This window comes from Mucilaginibacter gossypii, assembly GCF_900100945.1.
In the GTDB taxonomy this organism is placed as follows: domain Bacteria; phylum Bacteroidota; class Bacteroidia; order Sphingobacteriales; family Sphingobacteriaceae; genus Mucilaginibacter; species Mucilaginibacter gossypii.
Genome location: NZ_FNCG01000030.1, coordinates 1 through 21,042, shown reverse-complemented (window position 1 = coordinate 21,042; position 21,042 = coordinate 1). Strand labels below are relative to the sequence as shown.

The following is a 21,042-nucleotide window of genomic DNA, read 5'->3' as shown; positions in this document are numbered from 1 at the left end:
TGCAGCTTGGCGATCCAATAAAGCGTTCGTACAGGGCAAGTTTAAGCTACCAAGGGCTTCGATTAAGCGAGAAGCTGTTTCAATAACTGGAGATTTTCCAGCGCTGCCCCGGCGGTATTGTTGAAGTAAACGTAAACTATTTTACCCTCCTGCTGCCATTCATTGATGTACGAAGCATATTCAGAAAGGAAACTTTCGCTGTAACTTCCTTTATAATTGCCCGATGGGCCATGAAAGCGCAGGTAAACCAGTTCATCGGCGGTGATTTCCATGGGCGTGGCCGATTTGGGCATATCCTGCAGTACCATTGCTGCCTGGTACCAGTTTAAAAGTTCAAAAACTTCATCCCTGTACCAGGACGGGTGACGAAATTCGACGGCCATGGACCAGGTATAAGGTTTAAGGGCCTCCAGCAATTCCGTTAACTGAGGAAGAGCTCCCGCCTGCAGGCTTGGCGGAAACTGAACAAGCAGACAACCCCGCTCAGTTTCCGGCAAATGGATAGCCTGCATAAAACGGGTAACCTCTTCCTCATTAAAAAACAAACTTTTCTGGTGCGTGATCCCCTGCCACAGCTTGAAAGTGAAACGAAACCCCTCGGTTACTTCCGTTGCCCACCGGGCTATGGTTTTTGCCTGCGGGATTTTATAAAAAGAGCTGTTGATCTCTATACTGTTCTCCTGCAAAGCATAATAACCCAGCCGCGACAAATGGCTGTATTCAGGGGGAAAATCCCGCCTGGGCCTGTCGATTTGTAAGCCACTGGTACCTCCAAAAAATAGTCCTTTCATAGGTCAAGTATGATATACCAATGATTGTCATCGTCAAGGGCATAAGCCAGGCCGTCACTCAATTCAAAAACGTCACGGCCATGTTTTTGACTAAAGTAGATTTTCTCATCACGGATAATAGTACCATTGTTTTCCACCCGCAGAAAAAAAAGTAGCGCGCCTATATTCGGTGCAACATCTTTAAGGTGCCTGGCCTCCCCCTCTTTTACAAATGCCGAACTCATGCCTGTTTAAGTTTGGCTTCCATGCTTTGGGTAGTGTGCGGCACCGCAAGCAGGCGTTCCCTTGGTATCAGTTTACCGGTAGAACGGCAAATGCCATAAGTCCTGTTTTCAATACGCATCAGCGCGGCTTCAAGCTGCTCGATGAATTTTTTCTGACGGGCGGCCAGCTGGTTGATCTGTTCCTTTTCAAAAGTTGCCGAACCATCTTCAAGCGTCTTGCCCGCAATTGCGGCATCGTCCCCGTTGGTGTTTGAAGCACTTAGCGTTCCCACCAGTTCCTGCAGCTCTTCGCGTGCCATGCCGATCTTTTCTTTGATCAACGTTTTGAATTCATGTAATTCGGTATCAGTGTACCGTGTTTTAGTAGTTTCTTGTTGCATGATTGGCTTAACAAACATTTGCATAAATGGTTGACATAAATGTGATAAGCCAAACAAAACTGTTCAAATCGTTCCCTTTGGATTAACCCCTAACAGCACTTCCCCGCGAAAAAGTTGATTATTCAGCCGACCCTCTCCTCAATTTAATTAAATAATTAAAAATATTCTTCAAAAGAACTATTACGCATTTACAATGTATTTAAAATCTATTCAATGACATTTATGAACCTCAAACGAGATGTTACCAGGAATAGTCCCTGGCAGTCTCTCAGCAGTCCGGCAGCCAGGGTTAAGACCTCCGGGTAAAAGTATTTTTCCAGTGAAGATAGTAAAACCCTGAACATCTTATATCCCATTCCATAGGTATCATTTTTTAATGGCGCTGATATCGCCATTCCTTTCCATATACACCTTGTGTATCTTTTCTAAGTCTTCGGTAAGTGCAGATTTGCGAACGCCCTGCATCACATCTTCACGGCAAACCAGCGCCCGTTTCATCCGCTCTTCATCAAACCGGCCGCCACGAAAAAGCGGGATCTTCTCTCCTTCTACCCAACTAACCAAAGGACTGTTACGTGCAATAAGCCAGCCCAGCAGCCGGTGCAGCAGAACCATCACAAAGCAGCAAACAATAACCGGCACAAAAGCCGATGCGCCAACCACCGCCCTGCTCATAACAGCCCCAAGCGAAATGCTGACGATATTATCAAGCGGGGTACGTAACCCAAAAGAGCGACGTCCTGAAATGCGGATCAGTATAAGCGCTATAAAAAAGATAACAACGCCGCGGCTGCTCATTTGCAGCGCATTCAGGTCCTTCCCCTCTCCAAAAACAGTGATCAATAACTTTTCCATAACTCAATTTTTTAAAGGTCCGCTGCAAACAACTACGGGCTTGACGTTTTGGGCCGAACGATACCTTACCGCCAGCCAAATGCCCGCTGCAACAAACCCGATGATGATCAAAAATCTTATTTTGCTTATCATAAACTCAATAACTGACGCGCCACCGGCGCTTCCAGGAATCCGGTTACTCTGACCTCTTATTACTCCTGGTATAACGTTTTGATTTATTTTGTTGATTTACCTTCGCTGCATCAATAGAATGTGTTTTGGTAAGGTCACTCTCCTTTTGCGCCAGTTCTGATAAACGGATATAAAATTTGTACAGGTGATCCAGCTCCTCTTCAGTCAGGTCCTCAATATTTACCATCCTGTTACTGGTACCTTCGTGAGAGGCCAGCAATTCATTCAGTTTTAAATGGACAGCTTTCGAATCCTTATTCTGAGCTTTCTGGATAAGGAAGACCATTAAAAAAGTAACGATGGTTGTACCGGTATTGATAATAAGTTGCCAGGTCTCTGAGTAGTGAAATACCGGCCCGGTAACAGCCCATACAACGATGGTGGACACAGCGATAATAAAAGCGGCCGAACTGCCGGTTGCCGCAGTAGCCCAGTTAGAGAACCGCTCAAAGTAATTGATTTTCTTTTTCATGTTATTTCCAGCTAATAGTGATTTCGGCATTGCCGGGTATTAAATATTCAAAGTGGCCGCCTTTGCTTTTTTTGCCGTGGATAGGCTTATGATTAATGTGCACTTCTACCCCTGGTAATTTACCAGGACCGGTCTTAACCACCATCAGGCGGCAGTCGATGCGATTATCGCCCGCCATGCGGACATGAAGATAATCTTGCTTCCTGGTTGAAAATCGATAGAGAGGATAATCAGTGAAGACCATGAAAGGCTGATCGGGTATACGGATATAGTGGCGTGGCAGGATCCCGAAAGCGTTGCCTGCCCCATATACTTCCTGGCCTACCTGCCCTGATTTTTCCCAGCCGTCATGTAAATCCTCAAGCGCGATCCACAGGTTCGGATCAACCTCTCCTATTTTGGGCTTTTCCTGGAGCATTTCTTTTGGAAGCATTGTTGGGTAGTAATAAGCAGCACGGTCTACAAGGTAACGGACATATTCGGTTATCAGGAGGCGTACCGATGGTAAAATCTCAATATCTTGGGCGTTGCGGAGATAGTCATGCAGCGCGCAAAACACTTCCTGCTCTTCGTATACTGCCGTATAAGGAGCATCATTAAGCGGAAACAGCGCAAAAAATGTCGGGAAGTTCTTCCCATAGCCATAATCACAGTCCCAAAGCTTCACGTTGTTAAATACACCGGCCAGGCACAGATAACTAAGCTGGCGGTAAATTTCTTTTTTGGTGATTTTATATAAGCGCAGCATTGCACCAGCTGAAAAGGCTGTATTGTTGGCCTGATAAAACAGGTCGAACCCCTGTCCGCGCAAATGCATAGCAGCTTTTTCCGCTTCGGTTAAATATCGTTTTTCGCCCGTAAGCTCCCAGGCCTGCAGCATGACATGGGCAAATAAACCCGGCACATCCTTTTCACCTCCTTTGCCTGGCTGCGTTTCGGCTTTCACTACCTCAAGAGTATCCACTTTATAAAAAACCGGCCATTTATAATCAAAATGATGCGCCACCCTTATCGAAAATTCCAAAGAATCCAAAAAGAGTTTCCTGGCAACCTTATCGCCCTTCAGCGCAAGGCGCGACAGGTTTAACAAAGGGTGGTGCAGGTACCAGGAATCCATAACCAGCGGTTGTTTTTGCTCCTCCTCACCTTCCAGCGTATCGGCTGCTTTTGGGTGCCAGCGCATTATGGTGCTGTATTTTTCACTATAGAATGATGGCAAGCTGGCTTTAACTTTTTTCATTACTTCCAGTTCCGCGCCGCTCCATTCCACATAATCAAGTAAAGGAAGCAGTACCGCCAGTTGCACCATGATTTCGGGAGGAGTGACATAGTCTGATACATAGGCGTTAAAATAATGATGACCATCAAGTTGTACCCAGCAGCCCGGGCTGTCTATCAGGTCCTTTAGTCCTTTGCCAAGTATGTCGGGCCAATGGGTATAATTGGTTGCCGGTTTGGGTAAAGCCAGGTAAACTTCAGCCAGCAGGTTGAGATATTGCTGAGCCATAGCCGCCTCATCATCAGGCACTTCTTCCGAAAAAACAATAAAGGCATCACTCAAAGTATAGCTTTTACCTGCTGCCAGCGGTTTATTTTTAATGGTGGGCGGCAGGCCGAAGCCGATTTCGGGCCATTCGCCGCCTACACTGTCCCCTGCGGAGGTTTCGGTTTGCTGGTTGTAACCGGCCAAAGCGGTCAGGTTTTGCAGATATAATACCGAACCCGCTTTTGGCTGGTTCATGCTAAAATAGAGCTGTCCCGAACGTGTACCCACCTGCCGGGTATGTATTTGTCCTTCGGCCATGCTTTCACTTTCCCCGGAACCAAGCGGCACAATGTCGCGCGGCCAGTAAGGGGACAATAAGGTGGAGGCCGGCGTTAACCTGGTGGTGTAATGAAGTACGGGCCGGTTTTCTGTGGGTAGCGTCAAAACAACTTCGTAGTCGCCCAGTAACGAGCCAATCTTCAATCGCAGGTCATTTTTCCTTTCTTTTATTGTGATCTGCAACCGGTCGTTTGGTGAATAAGCCAGCCGGAAAGCAATCTGGTTGCCATCCGGCCATCGAGCCACCAGCCAGCAACTGTCGCCAAGGTCATATATTTTAAAATCATAATTGCCTGCTGTGGTTTTATATACCGGAATAAGGTCAGGCAAGTGCAGGGCGGCTTTGGTATTCCAAAACCAGGGTGATGCGTTCATAGGTTTAAATCGATTAACAATTAAAAAAATCGTTGAAAAAATATCTTTTAAATGATAATTAAAACATCGCTCACTGTTTTAAGTTTTAAGTATAAAACTATCAGTCTATGAAAAAGTTAACTACACCACTATTCTTAAGCCTTTGCGTGTTATTGAGCAGCTGTGATGCCATTGTCGGTATTTTTAAAGCAGGTGCTGCCGTGGGCATTTTCGCGGTAATCGTCGTTATCGCGGTCATCATCTGGGTTATCTCATTGTTTCGCGGCCGCAGCAATTAACAGGTAGATCATGGAAAAAGAGCTGCAGAATTTTAAGATCGCCCGCTTCGCGCTTAATGCCCGTTATGATGACATCGGTGAAACCGCCATCGAATAACTGAAACGCCATTTGCTTGATGCTTTGGGGTCGCTGATCCACGCTGGTAACAAACCTGCCATCCCCAAATTATTGAGGCAATTGCAGGCTATGGGCGAAGGCGGCAAATGCAAAATGCAGCCAATTGAAAGTAAGTACAGGTTTCCCGCTTCATCAACCGCTGATAGTTGCCTGCCTGCTTGATCCTTATACTGTTGCTTATCTCTATAAAATGAAAACCAAGGTGGAGATCGGCCTCAAAAACAGCCAAACCCTAATTAGGGAACAGGGAGATTATCATGTTTTTTTACACGTCCGTTTACGTGGAATGATACGATTGAAAAATTTCGGCGGCTCAGCAACAATATTTTTCCGCAGAGATGCAGGACCAACTGATAGGCATCGTTCGTACCCTCGAAAACCTTCCTGAAATTTCAACCTTAATTAACCTGCTGGCAGCCTATATAAAAAAATTATTTGAGCCACTATGGCAACTGCCAGGCCATTGCACAACCGGAGATTTACGAAATGGCACCCGTCAGGCGGCAAAACGCCGGACATGGTTAATGAGCTCATTGACATCAAAAGGCTTGGCCAGATAATCATTGGCGCCACATTGTTTCTCGTTCATCGTATGCAACCCGTGACTTGCCGAAACAATGATTATAGGTATATCCTGCATACCCGGGTCATTCTTCAAATGTTTACAAATGTCACGGCCATCCATATCGCCCAGCATAACATCCAGCAGCACAACATCCGGTCGTAAGACTTGTATAGCTTCAAGGACGCCATGACCATTATCCAGTTCGGTTACCGCATATCCCTCCATTTCCAGGATCAGGTGCATTAATTCACGAATGTCCTTATCATCATCAACAACCAGGACTCTCTTCTGATAAGAGGCAATCATTATAGTTCTAAAAGCTACGTTTTAACATAACTCTTTTCACACAAACATCATGCCCTGATATCGGAGGATTATTGAAAAATAGGTAGACACCCCATCTTCTGACCTGTTTAAAGCCCCTTAAAGAGCAACCAACTCTTCGTTTTCTATTGGCACAGTAAAATAGAACGTACTTCCGATCCTTGCCTTACTTTCAAACCGTATGATGCCATTGTTTCTTTCTACAAACTCTTTACATAATAACAGCTCAAGACCGCTTTCCTTTTCACTGGCTGTACCAAAAGTAGTATATGAGGTATATTTGTTGAATATTTTTGATTGCGCTTGTTCAGGGATACCTTTCCCGTTGTCCCGGAGGTGAAGCCATGTGTTTATTTTTTTAATAAAGATGCCGGGGGTACAGTATAGCTGCGTATTAACCCAAAGGTGAGTGCCTGTACTGCTATAGCAAATATCCAGAGTGTATTTAAACGTTTTAATCCCGAGCAACCCTTTCAATATACTTTTATCGACGGAGCCTACGCTCAAAAATTTGGTAACGAGCAGCGCATAGGCAGGCTGGCCGCCTTTTTTGCCGGGCTGGCAATCTTTATCAGTTGCCTGGGATTGTTTGGCATGGCTTCCTTTATGACCGAACAACGTGTAAAAGAAATCGGCGTTGGTAAGATGTTGGGGGCAACAGTTTTCAACCTTTGGCGGTTATTATCTGCAGATTTCATTAGCCTGGTCATGCTTTCATTACTATTGGCTACACCTATAGCATTTTACCTGATGTACAACTGGCTTCAACATTTTGATTACCGGACGGGTATATCGGCATGGATATTTATCGTTACCGGTTTTACTGCCCTTGTCATCACACTGCTTACGGTTAGCTTACACACGATAAAAGCAGCGTTAACTTGCCCCATAAAAAGCCTGAAAAGCGAATAGCCGGAACAATTCCGGCTACGGCATATGGAGTATAATACTAAAAAACCTGTCGTAACTTTATTCAGGCAGGCTTTCGCTAAGGCAAAGTGATGTGAAGTTTTTACTAAGTTTTAATGTTAACCATTAAATGACCTGTTTAAAGGTCGCGCGCAATTTGCATGACTTTTTCCGCTTCAATGCGACGGTGGATCTCATGCACCATGCTGTCCATTTCCGCGGCGCATTCGCGGAGTTTTGAAAAGATTTCTTTTCGCTCGCTCTCATCTTCAGTCATATCCAGCAGGTTTACCAATCCGAGCATAGTTGCCACGGGCCGCCTTATCTCATGTGAGCTTATCCACGCAACCTCACGGAGTAAACGGTTCTGCCTGTTAATCTCTTCTTCTTTTTCTTTACGGTAGGTTATATCCTGACAAACGATGATGTAACCCTGAAAAGCGTTATCTTCATCATATGCCGGGGTTAACTGGGCTGATACCCAAACCGGGGTTCTGTTTTTGGTATAAATGATTGTATCTATACCAAAAGCTTCCCTGGCCTGTTGCTTTCTTATTAACGTTTGGATCACCGGGTCATCGGGGTCTGTCAAAAAATCACCCGGCATTTTATTTACTACCTCTTCCATAGCGTAACCGGTCAGCTCTACAAAGGCATTATTTACCCATTGTACCCTTCGCAGGTCATCTGTAATAAGCACCATGTTATTTACCTGTTTGATGATGCGCGCCAGCCGCTTATTTTCCTGGGTGCTGCGTTTAAGGGCATCAATATCTCTTACCGCCCCTATCAGTCGTATCGGCTGCTTTTGTTCGTTATATATAAAATACCCCTGGTCCATCACGTATTTATATTCGCCTTTACCGCAATTGAGCCGGTATTCGCATTCCCAGTTGGTTAAACCCGCGCGGCTAATCTTTTCCTGGCTGCTCACTACTTCTTCCATATCATCCGGATGAATCAGTGACCGCCACCATTCCAGCTCATAACTAATTTCATCGAGCGGTATTTGCACCAAATGCGTAAGGCTTGTATTGTATACCAGTTTGTTTTCAACAATATTAAGGTCATAAACAACATCCCTCGTCGCCTGGGCCACCAGTTCGTAACGTTCAACTGCTTCTTTTAACCGTTCATCTTTAAGCCTGTCTTCGGTAATGTCGGCGAAGTATACAGCAACGCCTTCATCAGTAGGATATGCAGCCATTCTCAGCCAGCGCTGCAGGACAACCGAGTAATCTTCGTGCCTTACAATAATCCTTTCTTCAAGCGCTTTCTGGTAAACATGATAAAACTTATTTTCGGCTTTAGGAAAAAACTCAAAAACACTTGCACCAATAATCCGACTTCTGTCTGTTTTAACCATCTCCCGAAAAATATCGTTTATCCGGGTTATTTTCATTTGGTGGTCGAGCTCGAAAAAACAATCGGTGATACTGTTCAGCGTATGCTCAAAGCTATACTGGTACCGGTTACGCTCCATTTCCAATAGCTTGAGCTCAGTAATATCCTGTAGCGAACCTGCTATTTTAAGTTCCTGCTCCCCGCTGCTTTCTACGCGGGCAAGCTGCCGGATGTAACGGGTTGTGCCGTCCAGCGCAGTAATGCGGTGCGTTATATCGAGTTGTTTACCGGTACTGATCAGGTCATGCAAAGCGTTGATCATCAGCGGCCGGTCTTCCGGAAAAATATGCTGTACATAAATATCGAAAGCTTCGCGCCCATCTCGTTTCAAGCCCGCAATGCGATAAACTTCGTCTGACCATATCAACTTGTTTTCGCGAGGGTAGAATTCCCATCCGGCCACCCGCGACAACAACTGGGTTTCACTGAGCTTGTGTTTTTCTTCTAAAAGCTCCTGGTTTACTTTTTCAAGAGCCCGCTCAAATGCCACCCGTTCGGTCATATCACGTATCATAACCATGATATGAGGCTTTTTATTGAACCAGATTTTATGGGAGGTAATATTTACATAAACCAGTTGCCCGTCCTTTTTAATGTGACGCCAGGTACCGCTATCATTGAGCTTACTGTTCACCCGCTCTGATGAAGAAATCACATTTTCCCGGTCTTCCAAAGGCCTGATATCCAGAATTGTCCGCTGCCTGAACTCTTCCGCACTGTAGCCATAAACAGCAATGGCGGCATCATTTACCGAAATGAACCGGAGTGTCCCCGGCTCGTAAATCCACATCGGGTTTGGATTGGATTCATACATGCTCCGGTATTGCTTTTCGCTCTGCTTCAACCTTTGGTCTTCTGACCTGATCAAAGCGTAAAGAGCAATTGCTGTAACCACCACAAACAAGCACCCTTTTCCTAAACTCAGCCACAGGTATTGGTTGGGGCTAAGTATTCCTTCGAAATAAAACAATAGCCGGTCACTGAACATGATCCACAACAGGCTAATCAACAAATAAGCAAAGGCAATTCCAAACGCCCCTTTTCTCATATATAGTTAGTAAATCAATAAAGTTGTTAAACGTTATTGTTAATTAGTAAGTTACCAATTAAAAAAAATTAAGCCCCTTAGTTAAAGTTAAACCTTTGTATAAATAGCAGGCATAAAATTGTAACATCTATGTTACCTTCAGCATTTATTACCGGCAACGCCAAACCATCTCCGTGTTTTTTTTCGTAAAATCATAAATTATTGCATACCCCTTAAAAACATTGTTACCCGGTATCTCTATGCGACTGAACTTTACCCGCAATTTGCAGCTCGGCTACGGGTTTTCAATATTGATCCTGTTGATCGTAGGATTGTTTTCTTACGCTACGATTAATAATTTGCTAAACAGCAATAAAGCTGTTGGGCACAGCACGCTGGTGATCCAGAAGCTTGAACAAGCTATTTCATCAATGAAAGATGCAGAAACAGGACAGCGTGGCTTTCTACTCACAGGCAAGGCCATCTTCTTAGGTCCTTATAAGGGTGCATATCTCAAAACACAGAGCCTGATTAGCGAGGTAAGTGCCTTAACCGCCGGTAACGCCCTGCAGGAGGCCAACATGGCAGGCATCCGTGTAATACTAACCCATCGAATGGCTATCCTGGAGCAACTTGTTTCAAAAAAACAACATCAACAGCTTGTTTCCACTGCCGATCTGGAAGAAGGAAGATCTGCCATGGATGAATTACGACATGCCATTGACCATGCAGAAGATACCGAACGCAAACTATTGGATGAACGCCGGGCAGTTTTGGAGCGTTATACCTTTGTTGCTCCTGCAGCCATAATCGTAGTGCTCATACTCGCCGTTGTGATCGCCTCACTATCATATATCAGTGCAATTCGCGATGTGAAGGTCAAAGACCGTCTGCAGCGGGAACTGGAGGTCAAAGAACAGGAGACCGCGGCTTTTAATGAGGAACTTACCGCGGCTAACGAAGAGATCAGCACAGCAAACGAAGAACTCATCTCTATCAATGGTGAGCTTTTGGAGGCACAACAAGCACTTTCACGGATGAACGGATCGCTGGAGGAACTGGTAGCCGCACGCACTAAATCCCTTGCAGAAAGCGAAGAGGAAACACAAGCCCTTAATGAAGAACTTACAGCTATTAACGAAGAACTTGCGGCATCAAACGAAGAAATGCTGGCAAGTAATGAGGAACTGCAAAGAAGCAGGGAAGAAATACAAAAGAAGGAGCAGTTATTCCGTTCTATAGCCGTCAATATTCCCCGCTCGCTGATCCTCGTTATTGACAGGGAGTATAACCTGATAACGATGGAAGGTGACCTGATGCAAAAATTAGGTTACAACGAAGATAGTTATGCAGGTTTACACATGGCCGAACTTAACTCTCCGGAGCGATATGCCATAACCAGGGAGTACCATGAGCTGATGTTGAACGGTGAGCAGATAAGGACCGAACTTAAAAGCACCGGCGGTCATGATCTGCAGGTAGATTTTGTACCATTAACAGATGAACGGGGAATGGTTTATGCCGGACTGGTGATCGCGCTTGACATATCCGATCAGAAAAAAGCAGAGGAACGCAGTGCCAAACTGGCCGCCATCGTAGAATCATCAGATGATGCGATAATAGGCAAATCGCTGGATGGGACGATCACCAGCTGGAACAAATCTGCAGAAAGGATCTTTGGTTATCCAGCCTCAGAAATGATAGGACAATCTATTCTTAAACTGGTTCCGGAAGACCGGCAGGATGAGGAACCGCAGATAATAGCCCGCTTGAAAAACGGGGAGCGCATGGAACATTTTGAGACAAAAAGACTGGCGAATGGTGGTCGTGTCCTGGACGTATCCCTAACCATTTCGCCTATACGTGACAAACACGGAAAGATCACCGGGGTTTCCAAGATCGCCAGGGATATTTCAGAACAGAAACAGGACGAGCTGCGAAAAAATGATTTTATAGGCATGGTGAGCCATGAACTTAAAACCCCGTTAACCTCGTTGATGGCGCTGATCCAGGTAGCTAACCTCAAGTTGAAAAATAATCCTGATAATTTTCTCGCGGGTGCTATGGAAAAAGCGGATATCCAAGCGAAGAGGATGAGCAGCATGATTAACGGGTTCCTGAATATATCGCGCCTGGAATCGGGCAAAATCGCGATCAATAAAGAATTATTTGATCTGGACCTGCTGATCAGGGAAGTTGTTGAGGAATACGGGCTCACTGTTTCCACTCATATTATTGACATTGATATCAGTAATCATGTGCAGGTTAACGCCGACAGGGAAAAGATCGGCTCGGTAATTTCCAACCTGATTAGCAACGCCGTTAAATACTCGCCCAAACGCAGGAAGATTGAAGTGAAATGCGCTCCGGTCAATGGCTTTGCACAGGTTAGCATAAAAGATGAGGGAATGGGGGTTAATGCACAGGACCTGCCGAGGATCTTTGACCGTTATTACCGGGTTGAAAGCAACCAAACCCGTCATATTTCAGGTTTCGGTATAGGACTTTATTTAAGTGCCGAGATCGTCCGCCGGCACGAAGGACAGATCTGGGCAGAAAGCGAAAGCGGTACAGGATCTGTTTTTCACTTCAGTTTACCGTTGGCTTAAACCGAGCATCCTTACGGGTATTACGGGTAACCGGAGATTTTTTATTAATTTACCTATCGCACCCGTTAAAGTTTAAAGTAGCATACGATGCCCGAAAAAAAAGGCATTTTATTTACATTACATCACCTGGGCAATAGTGAACGGGCTTGGGGATGTGCTGCGGAATGGGGAGTTGTGGCACCTGTTTGATACAAATTACCGGCCATAACTCAGCAATAAAAATAAATGTACTGAGCTGCAGCATCCTGATCAATGACGATCTATCAAATACGGATATATTTATACCGGAGAAAATATATTAAAAGATCCTGTGAATGCTGATATAGCCTTGCTAATGTTTTTAATTCTATTTCTTTTTCGATGTTGCTAATCATTTCTTTCAACAAAGCTTTAAAATAACTGAATACTAATAAATTACATCACACCAGGATAGCTTTTAAATTAGCAGATGTAGTTGAATATACCTAAATTTAAAAAAAGATTGATGCATACAGGCTCCCAACCAAAGATGAAACGAGCTGAAACGATACCAAAATGCAAACTGATTATCCTGTGCTTTCTTTTGGCCATTTCAGCAAACGCGCAGGAAATTACCAGGCACCATGTTGATTCTTTGCTTTCGCAAAAAAGCTTCCCTGGTTCTTCCGCCGACCGCATCCATGTTGCGCTGCAACTGGCGGAGTTTTTCACCCATCTGCGCCACCCTTCCACTGCACAGTTGGATAGTGCTTCTCATTTTATTAACCAGGCCGAACAGCTTAATTACCGCTCTCCGCAGGCTGAAACCAGCTTTCGCATTGCATTGATCCGTTCGGCTTTTTACAAGTCGAAAGGCCAATCCAAAAACGGCCGCGCATTGCTTGAACAAACCATACAGGAAATTAAGCAGGCACATAACTGGGTGCTGCTTGGTAAAGCTTATTTTGAGTTATCTGAATATTACAGCCAGGATTTTTTACAGCAAAGCATGATTTCCCGGATTGATTACCTGAACCAGGCCATCGGTGCTTTTGAACGTACAAACCACCTGGTTGAACTTGCCCGGTGTTACCGGTTACTAGCCGACCTTCACCAGATGATGAATGATTATACCCTTGCTTTTGCCGAAACTAAAAAAGCATTAGCCTATTATGACCAGGCCCATTACACGGAAACCCAGGGGCTGTACGCGTTATTAGGAAGGCTGTATTATACCCAGGGCGACTATAAAACAGCAATCAGCTATGAACTGAGGGCCCTGAAAATTGCCACCACAAGCCACGCGGATAATGTGAGGTTAATATGCCAGATCAACAATAACCTGGGCTATAATTTTGTAAAGCTTGGCGACAATCAAAAGGCCATCAATTATTTTTCACGTGCTTTGGAAATTGCCAAATCAGAGAAAGATAATGCAACCATATACCTGCTGGCAGGCAATATAGTTGATGTTTACCTCCGGATGCATAAGCCCCAAAAAGCCCAAGCTTTTTTAACACAGGTAACTCGAAAATTCATACAGCCCTCCGGAGAATTATATGAAGGAGGCGATGAGGTAAGTCAAACCTATCTTAAAGTTTACCTGGCATTAAAACAGTATGATACGGCCAAACTTTACTGCGACAAACTGATACAGCAAACTAACAATTCCAACCTCAACTTATATGCCCGGACCAGCTATTATGAACTAATCATTAAGTTTTACACCGCAACCTCCAGGTTTGCCGAAGCGTTAAAATACCTCAAAATGAATCAGGATCTATTGAGGAAGATTGGCAATAACAATGACCTTGGCACCAATGAAACTCTTTGGTTTGGCCTTGATACCAGCCGGAGGCAGTATCAGTCGGCTATTCATCATCTTATATCAGCCAATACCATCAAAGACTCGATATTTAATACCACCAAAAGCAAACAGATTGAGCAGTTGCAAATTGAGTATGAAACCCGGCAAAAAGAAGCACAAATTACACTTTTAAACCAAAAGAGCAAGCTTGAGCAGGCTAATTTACAGCAGGCCAACCTGGTTAAAAACCTTACTATCGGCGCCATATTTTTATTACTGGTCATAGCGGCTTTATTATTCAGGCAAAACGTACATAAGCAAAAAAGCAACGAAGTGATCACTTCCAAAAACGTTCTTCTGGAAGATTTGCTGCTGCAAAAGGAATGGTTATTGAAAGAAGTACATCACCGGGTAAAAAACAACCTGCAAATTGTAATGAGCATTCTGAACACCCAGTCGGCTTATTTACAAAATGATATCGCGCTTGAAGCAATTCGCGGCAGCCAGCACCGGGTAAACGCTATCGCGCTTTTACACCAGAAACTCTACAGCAGTACAACAACTGCCCTCGTATCTATGCCCGCTTATATTGGTGAATTGATCGATTACCTGAGCGATTCGTTCGATACAGGTTACAGGCAGATCAAAATAAACCAGGTATTAAATCCTCTTAACCTTGATCCGGCCCTGGCGGTACCCATCGGCTTAATATTAAACGAAGCTATCACCAATGCTATAAAATATGCTTTTGATCATAAGGGCGGCGAGATCAAGGTGAGCCTGTCAACATCAGACGATGAAAACGCTATTTTAAAGGTCTCTGACACAGGGCGCGGCCTCCCTCCCGACTTTGACTTTAGTGAAGCTAATTCCCTTGGGATGGAAATGATGAAGGCGCTTGGCAAGCAGTTAAAGGGGAAATTTGTAATTGAAAATGGCCATGGCGTTACCTTAACGATAACCTTTCCTATTGAACAAAACCGGGAAGAAGTTTTTGTAGAAAAGGACTATTTATAGTGCACCTTAATTGATAACCTTTCGGCCCGGCAAAATCTTAGCTTATACATAAATATTTAACGTATCACAATGAAAAATAAACTTCTTTTAATCAAAAGCTTGTTCCGTTGATCGTTGTTTTTTTTACAGCGCAGTCCTTTTATTACCGTTAGCTTTCGTCTTCTAAAAACTTGAAGTAAAGCACAATATTCACTAACTCTTTTCAACCAATGATTGAAAGAACTAAAAAAACTTATTTATTTATACCAGGCGGGTGGCATGGTGCGTGGGTATTTGATCCAATAACAACGCGAATGAAATCGTATGAAAAAGATTGTTTTTCTTTAACATTACCCGGACTCGAGCAAAAAGCCGTTAGCCAAGACAAGATCATTAATTTGACAACTCATATTCAATTTGTCATTGATTTTATTGTTGAAAAGAAATTGACCGATGTGATCTTATGCGGGCATAGCTATGCTGGAATGGTTATTACAGGTGTAGCTGATATTATTCCTGAAAATATTTTCGGGCTTGTATACATAGATGCCTATATTCCCAAAGACGGGGATTCATGTTGGAAGCTAACTAGTGATCAATATCGCGAGCTTTTTGCAGCTGGCGCCGCGGCGGATGGATTTAATGTAGTTAGCAGACCAGGTTCTGATAGTAGAAGGCGCCCACACCCTTTGGCTACCTTTATGCAAAGTCTACAATTAATTGGTAACTACAAGCAAATTCGAAACCTTACTTTTATCTATCTCAGCGGCTGGGAAAGTACTCCTTTCCGGCAACTATATGAATTACATAAAAATTCTCCGGAATGGCGAGTGGAGGTGATTGATTGTGAACATAATGTTATGGAGCATCGCCCCGATGAATTGACTGAAATTTTACTGAGTATAGATAAATAGGCAATTTACCTAGTCTTGACCCATAATATTTGAATGATGCGATACGGCAAATCAGTCAACAAACGAGGAAACTCTCAAAAGTAATTTTCTTCTTCAGTCTGAAAATACAGCCATTCAACCGAGCGATAGCTCAAATGCCAAACAGGTTCATGATTGTATTGATTTTTTACGAGTTGTTAGGTCGAAAAAGAAAGTGAAGACTATCTAAATGCTATTTAAGGCAAAAACATATTTTCACAGAAATGGTTAATTAATCATGCGTTTGCGTCTTTATTTTTTGATATGCTTTTCAATATCAGGCTTATGGGCCGCAGCGCAGACGTTAGTAACAGGGCAAGTGGTAGATGCGTCTAGCGGTGAGCCCCTTGCATCAGTTTCAGTGACTTTTGCAGGTAGTAATATTGGCACACAGTCAGATTCGCTGGGGCGGTTTCGGCTGGCCGGAGCAGTAACGTTTACACAGGTAGCATTTTCGCATGTTGGTTATTTACCCGCCGTCAAAGTAATTGTACCCGGGCAAGCGAATAAATTACAAGTATTGCTTGAACGGGATGCCAATGAGCTGGCAAATGTAACGATAACCTCTGTGAGAGGGCAGCGTTATCGCAACAAAGGAAATCCGGCAGTCGCGCTCATTCAGCAAGTGATCGATCATAAGCAGGAGAACCGGGCAGAGGCTGCAGCTTATTTGCAATACGAGCAGTATGAACGAATGGGACTATCTTTTTTTAATTTACCGCAGAAAGTGGTTGAGAGTAAATTTTTTAGCCAATATAAGTTTATGTTGGATACGGTGCAGGGGCAAACTTTTTTGCCGGTATTGCTGGAAGAAAAGCTGTCGGACATTTATTTTCGAAAGGAGCCGGAGAAGAAAATACAGATACAGAGAGCCTATAAAGGCGTTAATATATTGCAGTTTATTGACACCGCGGGGGTTAAACTTTATGTAAACCAATTGTACGGTCATCAGGTGGATATTTATGAGAATAACCTGTTCATTATAGCTAACCAGTTTTTGAGCCCTATAGCGGATCATGCGCCAAATTATTATAAGTTTTTTATTACAGATACCATTAGCACAGCTATGGGTAAACAAGTAGAGCTCGCTTTTACGCCGCGCGCAAAAGGGGATCTGTTATTTGAGGGCAAGTTGGTTGTAACGTTGGACGGGCGTTTTTCAGTAACAGCTTGTGAATTAAGGCTAAATGGGAAGATCAATGTAAATTTTGTAAGAAGCTTTGATGTACTGTTAGATTTTGCCCGGCAAACTGGCGGTCGGTATGAACTGGCCAGCAGTAGGGTTAAGGCTGATTTTGGGCTGACTAAAAAAGGCTGGGGTGTATTTGGTGAGCGTAAGGTGATATATCGTAACTACAAAATCGGCGCGTCGCAGACTGCGGCATTTTACCAGGGTGAGACTTTACAGGTGGCTACGGGCAAAGCTGGTTTTGATACGCTTAGCAAAGGCCAGGCACAGGTTTACGAAAAGTTGTACAAACTGGAACAGATGCCGTCTTACAAAAGAACAATGTGGTGGCTGTCCACACTTACAGCGGGCTATGCCGATACCGGCCCGGTGCAAATCGGACCTATTGCACATTTTTTATCTTTTAATAGCCAGGAAGGCTTGCATTTGGAATTGGGCGGACGAACTACTCCATTGCTGGATAGCACCTTTTATTTTGAGGGATACGTTGCTTATGGCACTAAAGATCATCGGGTAAAAGGGAGTGCAATCGCTTATCTTTCATTAAATAAAACAGCGCCCTACCGTTTTCCTAATAATTATTTTAAGGTAAGCTATTTATATGATGTAGATGTACCTGGTCATACTTTTTCGGTAACCAACCGTGCTACAGCATTCTCATCTTTTCAAACCGGAAAAACCAACTATTGGCTATATAGTAGAATATTTGAGCTACAATATTTTCGTGATTTCGAAAATCATTTCTCGTATATTCTGGGTTATAAAAACTGGCAGCAAACACCGGCTGCAGCACTGGTTTATCAAAAGAATGATGATGGCAGTTTGGTGAACAATTTAACTACCAGCGAGCTAAATCTTCACTTACGCTATGCACCGCACGAAGAGCTTATTCAGGGCAGCCGCACGCGGCATAGTATCCATAACCCTTATCCTATTTATGACCTTCTTATTAACCGTAGCCTTGGTGGCAAGTATGCCTATACCGACTTTGGCATTAACATTTATAAGCGCTTTTATCTCTCTCAGGCGGGCTTTACCGATGTTACCCTGCTCGGCGGCTATGTGCTGGGCAAAGTGCCTTTTCCCTTGCTCAATATCAGCCCCGCCAATCAATCGCTCGCCTATAAGCGAGATGCTTATAATGCCTTGAACTATCTTGAATTTGTGAGCGATCACTACCTTGGCCTTAACCTTACGCACACCTTTAACGGCTTCCTGCTAAACAAAGTCCCGCTAATCAAGCATCTAAAATGGCGGGAATTCATCTCTGCTAAAATATTGTACGGTGGCTTGCGTGCCGAAAACGATCCGACGCAAAGCACAGGCCTTTATCGCTTACCTGCTGCAACCAAAAGCTCCAACGGCACTTACACCCTTGGCAGCGCACCGTATGTTGAAGTCGGGGCCGGTATAGCCAATATTTTCAAATTTTTGCGGATCGACCTTATTCGCCGTTGCAATTATCTTGACCAACCCGGCGCACGCGTATTCAGCATCAAATTCAGTTTCCAACCTGAATTTTAAAACCAATGAAACTTGATTTGAAGCGGGGTTAAAAACTTTGAAGGAAAATAACACCGAACATTTAGATAATGCCAAAATTATAGACATAGCATCGTTGCGGCTAAATATGCTGTTTAAAGCGTATAGAAAGGCTAAAATTGACGAAAAAAGGCCGATTATTGGTTCGATATTTCCAGAAAAATAGAAGATTTTAGAAAAAGCTGTAAGAACCAATCAAATTAACTTGACTGCATTTTTAATTCACCACACTAACAATAAGTTAGGAAGAAAAAAAAGCCGGGATAAAAACTTCGAAAAGCTTCATCCCGACTCGGTACTCCTTGACTTAGTTGGTTCGAACCAATTCAAAGAAGACTTGCAAATATTGTCCAAAATCCCTTTACAGGGGAAATAAAACATGACTTAACAATTTCCCATTAAATTGAAAACATTATTCAATTTAATGACTGCTTTGAGAAGCACCGAAAGAGTACTATTGGTTGTTTAATGTTTTTATACAGGTTCGAGCCCATTTTGGTGCACCTTCCGTGCGCCAAAATGGGCAACTTACGCACCACTTTTTAGATGATATGCGGCTTCTTGCTAATTTGTAAAAGGATTTTGATGAACCCTAATGGGTAATATCTGCACCATTTTTACAAATTGGTGCAATATTTTTTAGAAAATGAAATTTGTCAACCTTACCTTACTACTTATTTTATTGCTTGCCAAAATTCAAGCCCAAGATAAAAGTGTCCGCCCCACTTATAACTACGATGGCTATCTACAAATTTCAAATGATAAAAAATTGCCTATTAAGCTTAACTTTCTGGTGCTGTTGGATTCCTCGATTGTTGGATCCTATAATTATAATCCCCAAAATGGCCGACTGAAGCTTGCTGGCATTTTTAATACTGACTATTCTATAACTTTTTTTGAATGGGACATCAAAGGCCATAACACTGGACGATTTGATGGACAAGTGTCAAAGGACAGACATACAATCACGGGTATCTGGAAATCAGGCGATAAAAAGCATGAATTTCCATTGTGACTTACTTTAGTTATGGGCATGAAATCTTATTGGGATTATATTAAAAAATACAGATCGCTCAAAGAATATCACAATATCGATTCTGCGATCAAGCATAAAGATGATGTTGTAAGCATTGATGCTGCAAATCAACAACTTACCAAACTACCTCGACAACTTTTTAACTTGCATAATGTTATTTCTACAAACATTTTGGGTAATCGATTTACGACTTTTCCTATCGTAATAACAAAATTAAGTCAACTTGAGGAAATATCCTTTGCTTCCAACGATATGCGTTATGTTGGCCCCGAAATTGGCAAACTTAAAAACTTAAAGATTTTAATACTTGACTTCAATTCGTTCTCAAAGTTACCGGTACAAATAGGTGAACTAAGTAATTTACTTTACCTGGATGTTAGTATGAATAAGAATCTAAAATCATTACCATCATCCATTGCTAATTTAAAGCAATTACAGGAATTGCATATTGAAAGAACCTCTATCAATAAACGAGATATAAATCTCATCAAAGCGTTGCTTCCTAACTGCGTGGTTATTACTGACTGAATGAGTGGAAATAAAAAACTTGCGGAGAAAAATCTTTCCCCGCCGGTTATGGCTTTGCACTAAATGTCAAACCTTGTACACTCAAACCCGTCGGCCACACGAACCAATTCATAGATGACCTTAAAAGGTTCGCGCCTTTATTTGATGATTAAGGCCGATTTCGGAATATCTAACCCGTTTTTGATTGAACCAGAGAAAGGATTGCACTTAAAAAAATTTCTGTTTTTAATTTCTGTCGGTTCGAAGCCTGAAGTGGCACTTAAAAGAAAAGCCTTGATAATTATTTATGCTTTTTGGTATTTGAACCAAGTGATTATTCATTTCTTAAACTCTTAACCGGGTTGGTCAACGCAGCTTTCAGTGTCTGGTGGGGTGTGATGGTTTATCCGGACAGTTGATCTGTCATGATTTATAAAAGTAAAAATAAATAACTTGTTGTTTGTTTGTGGTGTTGAAATGTGGGAAACTCGGAGAGTTTTCCATATTTCAACACGTTTTTCTTTTTTTGCTTCTTTTTTTCTTTTTATCGGGCCTCCGCTTTTTGTGGATAACTTGCCTTTCGCTCAAACGCCATCGGGCTGATATAGCCTAAGGCTGAATGTCTTCGGATAGGGTTATAGTACATTTCAATATATTCAAATATCTCGCTGCGGGCATTTTCTATATTTTCAAAAGAGCCGTCCTGCAATAGCTCGGCTTTAAACCGGGAGAAGTACGATTCCATAAA

The 21,042-nt window shown here is 43.1% G+C and carries 19 protein-coding genes; 9 read left to right on the top strand and 10 right to left on the bottom strand.

Features of this window, described 5'->3' with window-relative positions; all coding sequences use genetic code 11:
* Positions 1-62 precede the first annotated feature (62 nt).
* From BLS28_RS29410 to BLS28_RS29385, 6 genes are all read right to left on the bottom strand, one after another.
* A complete protein-coding gene (locus BLS28_RS29410; RefSeq protein ID WP_091176200.1) occupies positions 63-791 on the bottom strand; it encodes a DUF72 domain-containing protein in 729 nt (242 codons plus the stop codon).
* Positions 788-1,015 (bottom strand): hypothetical protein, encoded by a 228-nt coding sequence (locus BLS28_RS29405; RefSeq protein ID WP_091176198.1) that lies wholly within the window; start codon positions 1,013-1,015, stop codon positions 788-790. The genes BLS28_RS29410 and BLS28_RS29405 overlap by 4 nt, the downstream gene beginning before the upstream one ends.
* Entirely contained in the window at positions 1,012-1,395 is a 384-nt protein-coding gene (locus BLS28_RS29400; RefSeq protein ID WP_091176224.1) for a TraR/DksA family transcriptional regulator, read from the bottom strand. Before BLS28_RS29400 ends, BLS28_RS29405 begins: the two co-directional genes overlap by 4 nt.
* 366 nt (positions 1,396-1,761) lie before the next feature.
* The gene (locus tag BLS28_RS29395) at positions 1,762-2,250 is read right to left on the bottom strand and encodes a DUF421 domain-containing protein (RefSeq protein ID WP_091176196.1); all 489 of its coding nucleotides are present in this window, start codon (positions 2,248-2,250) and stop codon (positions 1,762-1,764) included.
* Positions 2,251-2,425: 175 nt separating this feature from the next.
* Entirely contained in the window at positions 2,426-2,893 is a 468-nt protein-coding gene (locus tag BLS28_RS29390) for a low affinity iron permease family protein (RefSeq protein WP_091176222.1), read from the bottom strand.
* 1 nt (position 2,894) lies between these two features.
* The gene (locus BLS28_RS29385; RefSeq protein ID WP_091176194.1) at positions 2,895-5,093 is read right to left on the bottom strand and encodes a hypothetical protein; all 2,199 of its coding nucleotides are present in this window, start codon (positions 5,091-5,093) and stop codon (positions 2,895-2,897) included.
* Between the two features lie 107 nt (positions 5,094-5,200).
* On the opposite strand from BLS28_RS29385, the gene BLS28_RS31070 reads away from it, so the two are divergent.
* Together BLS28_RS31070 and BLS28_RS31065 are read left to right on the top strand one after the other, a co-directional pair.
* Positions 5,201-5,371 carry a hypothetical protein gene (locus BLS28_RS31070; protein WP_176844602.1) on the top strand — a complete coding sequence of 57 codons (171 nt, stop codon included), beginning with the start codon at positions 5,201-5,203 and terminating at the stop codon, positions 5,369-5,371.
* 109 nt (positions 5,372-5,480) lie between these two features.
* Positions 5,481-5,651, top strand: a complete 171-nt coding sequence (locus BLS28_RS31065) for a hypothetical protein (protein ID WP_176844601.1) — start codon at positions 5,481-5,483, stop codon at positions 5,649-5,651.
* Between the two features lie 334 nt (positions 5,652-5,985).
* Here BLS28_RS31065 and BLS28_RS29380 read toward each other — a convergent pair whose 3' ends face one another.
* Positions 5,986-6,360 (bottom strand): response regulator, encoded by a 375-nt coding sequence (locus BLS28_RS29380; RefSeq protein ID WP_091176192.1) that lies wholly within the window; start codon positions 6,358-6,360, stop codon positions 5,986-5,988.
* Positions 6,361-6,477: 117 nt separating this feature from the next.
* Entirely contained in the window at positions 6,478-6,846 is a 369-nt protein-coding gene (locus tag BLS28_RS31645; protein WP_369596640.1) for a sensor histidine kinase, read from the bottom strand.
* Between BLS28_RS31645 and BLS28_RS31460 the strand changes: the two genes are divergently transcribed.
* Positions 6,784-7,290 (top strand): ABC transporter permease, encoded by a 507-nt coding sequence (locus tag BLS28_RS31460; RefSeq protein ID WP_256337579.1) that lies wholly within the window; start codon positions 6,784-6,786, stop codon positions 7,288-7,290. The two genes, BLS28_RS31645 and BLS28_RS31460, sit on opposite strands and share 63 nt — an antisense overlap.
* A gap of 136 nt (positions 7,291-7,426) precedes the next feature.
* On the opposite strand, the gene BLS28_RS29365 is transcribed toward BLS28_RS31460, so the two are convergent.
* On the bottom strand, positions 7,427-9,739 hold the full coding sequence (locus BLS28_RS29365; RefSeq protein WP_091176188.1) for a PAS domain S-box protein: 2,313 nt from the start codon (positions 9,737-9,739) through the stop codon (positions 7,427-7,429).
* A gap of 239 nt (positions 9,740-9,978) precedes the next feature.
* Here BLS28_RS29365 and BLS28_RS29360 point away from each other — a divergent pair, with 239 nt between their 5' ends.
* The 6 genes from BLS28_RS29360 (at position 9,979) to BLS28_RS29335 (ending at position 20,315) form a co-directional block, all read left to right on the top strand.
* Positions 9,979-12,327 (top strand): PAS domain S-box protein, encoded by a 2,349-nt coding sequence (locus BLS28_RS29360; protein ID WP_091176185.1) that lies wholly within the window; start codon positions 9,979-9,981, stop codon positions 12,325-12,327.
* Positions 12,328-12,835: 508 nt separating this feature from the next.
* Entirely contained in the window at positions 12,836-15,109 is a 2,274-nt protein-coding gene (locus tag BLS28_RS29355; RefSeq protein WP_176844599.1) for a tetratricopeptide repeat-containing sensor histidine kinase, read from the top strand.
* A 209-nt stretch (positions 15,110-15,318) separates the two neighbouring features.
* Positions 15,319-16,002 carry an alpha/beta fold hydrolase gene (locus BLS28_RS29350; RefSeq protein ID WP_091176181.1) on the top strand — a complete coding sequence of 228 codons (684 nt, stop codon included), beginning with the start codon at positions 15,319-15,321 and terminating at the stop codon, positions 16,000-16,002.
* 337 nt (positions 16,003-16,339) lie between these two features.
* A complete protein-coding gene (locus BLS28_RS29345; protein ID WP_176844598.1) occupies positions 16,340-18,733 on the top strand; it encodes a DUF5686 family protein in 2,394 nt (797 codons plus the stop codon).
* Positions 18,734-19,397: 664 nt separating this feature from the next.
* On the top strand, positions 19,398-19,766 hold the full coding sequence (locus BLS28_RS29340) for a hypothetical protein (RefSeq protein WP_091176175.1): 369 nt from the start codon (positions 19,398-19,400) through the stop codon (positions 19,764-19,766).
* An 18-nt stretch (positions 19,767-19,784) separates the two neighbouring features.
* Positions 19,785-20,315, top strand: a complete 531-nt coding sequence (locus BLS28_RS29335; RefSeq protein ID WP_176844597.1) for a leucine-rich repeat domain-containing protein — start codon at positions 19,785-19,787, stop codon at positions 20,313-20,315.
* A gap of 523 nt (positions 20,316-20,838) precedes the next feature.
* Here the strand turns inward: BLS28_RS29335 and BLS28_RS31455 are convergent.
* On the bottom strand, positions 20,839-21,042 hold a 204-nt coding region (locus BLS28_RS31455; protein ID WP_256337578.1), incomplete at its 5' end, for an IS3 family transposase.

Bases quoted from the DNA above. Each gene is read 5' to 3' on its own strand.
- BLS28_RS29410 (WP_091176200.1), bottom strand. From the start codon at position 791: ATGAAAGGACTATTTTTTGGAGGTACCAGTGGCTTACAAATCGACAGG.
- BLS28_RS29405 (WP_091176198.1), bottom strand. From the start codon at position 1,015: ATGAGTTCGGCATTTGTAAAAGAGGGGGAGGCCAGGCACCTTAAAGAT.
- BLS28_RS29400 (WP_091176224.1), bottom strand. From the start codon at position 1,395: ATGCAACAAGAAACTACTAAAACACGGTACACTGATACCGAATTACAT.
- BLS28_RS29395 (WP_091176196.1), bottom strand. From the start codon at position 2,250: ATGGAAAAGTTATTGATCACTGTTTTTGGAGAGGGGAAGGACCTGAAT.
- BLS28_RS29390 (WP_091176222.1), bottom strand. From the start codon at position 2,893: ATGAAAAAGAAAATCAATTACTTTGAGCGGTTCTCTAACTGGGCTACT.
- BLS28_RS29385 (WP_091176194.1), bottom strand. From the start codon at position 5,093: ATGAACGCATCACCCTGGTTTTGGAATACCAAAGCCGCCCTGCACTTG.
- BLS28_RS31070 (WP_176844602.1), top strand. From the start codon at position 5,201: ATGAAAAAGTTAACTACACCACTATTCTTAAGCCTTTGCGTGTTATTG.
- BLS28_RS29380 (WP_091176192.1), bottom strand. From the start codon at position 6,360: ATGATTGCCTCTTATCAGAAGAGAGTCCTGGTTGTTGATGATGATAAG.
- BLS28_RS29365 (WP_091176188.1), bottom strand. From the start codon at position 9,739: ATGAGAAAAGGGGCGTTTGGAATTGCCTTTGCTTATTTGTTGATTAGC.
- BLS28_RS29360 (WP_091176185.1), top strand. From the start codon at position 9,979: ATGCGACTGAACTTTACCCGCAATTTGCAGCTCGGCTACGGGTTTTCA.
- BLS28_RS29355 (WP_176844599.1), top strand. From the start codon at position 12,836: ATGAAACGAGCTGAAACGATACCAAAATGCAAACTGATTATCCTGTGC.
- BLS28_RS29350 (WP_091176181.1), top strand. From the start codon at position 15,319: ATGATTGAAAGAACTAAAAAAACTTATTTATTTATACCAGGCGGGTGG.
- BLS28_RS29340 (WP_091176175.1), top strand. From the start codon at position 19,398: ATGAAATTTGTCAACCTTACCTTACTACTTATTTTATTGCTTGCCAAA.
- BLS28_RS29335 (WP_176844597.1), top strand. From the start codon at position 19,785: ATGAAATCTTATTGGGATTATATTAAAAAATACAGATCGCTCAAAGAA.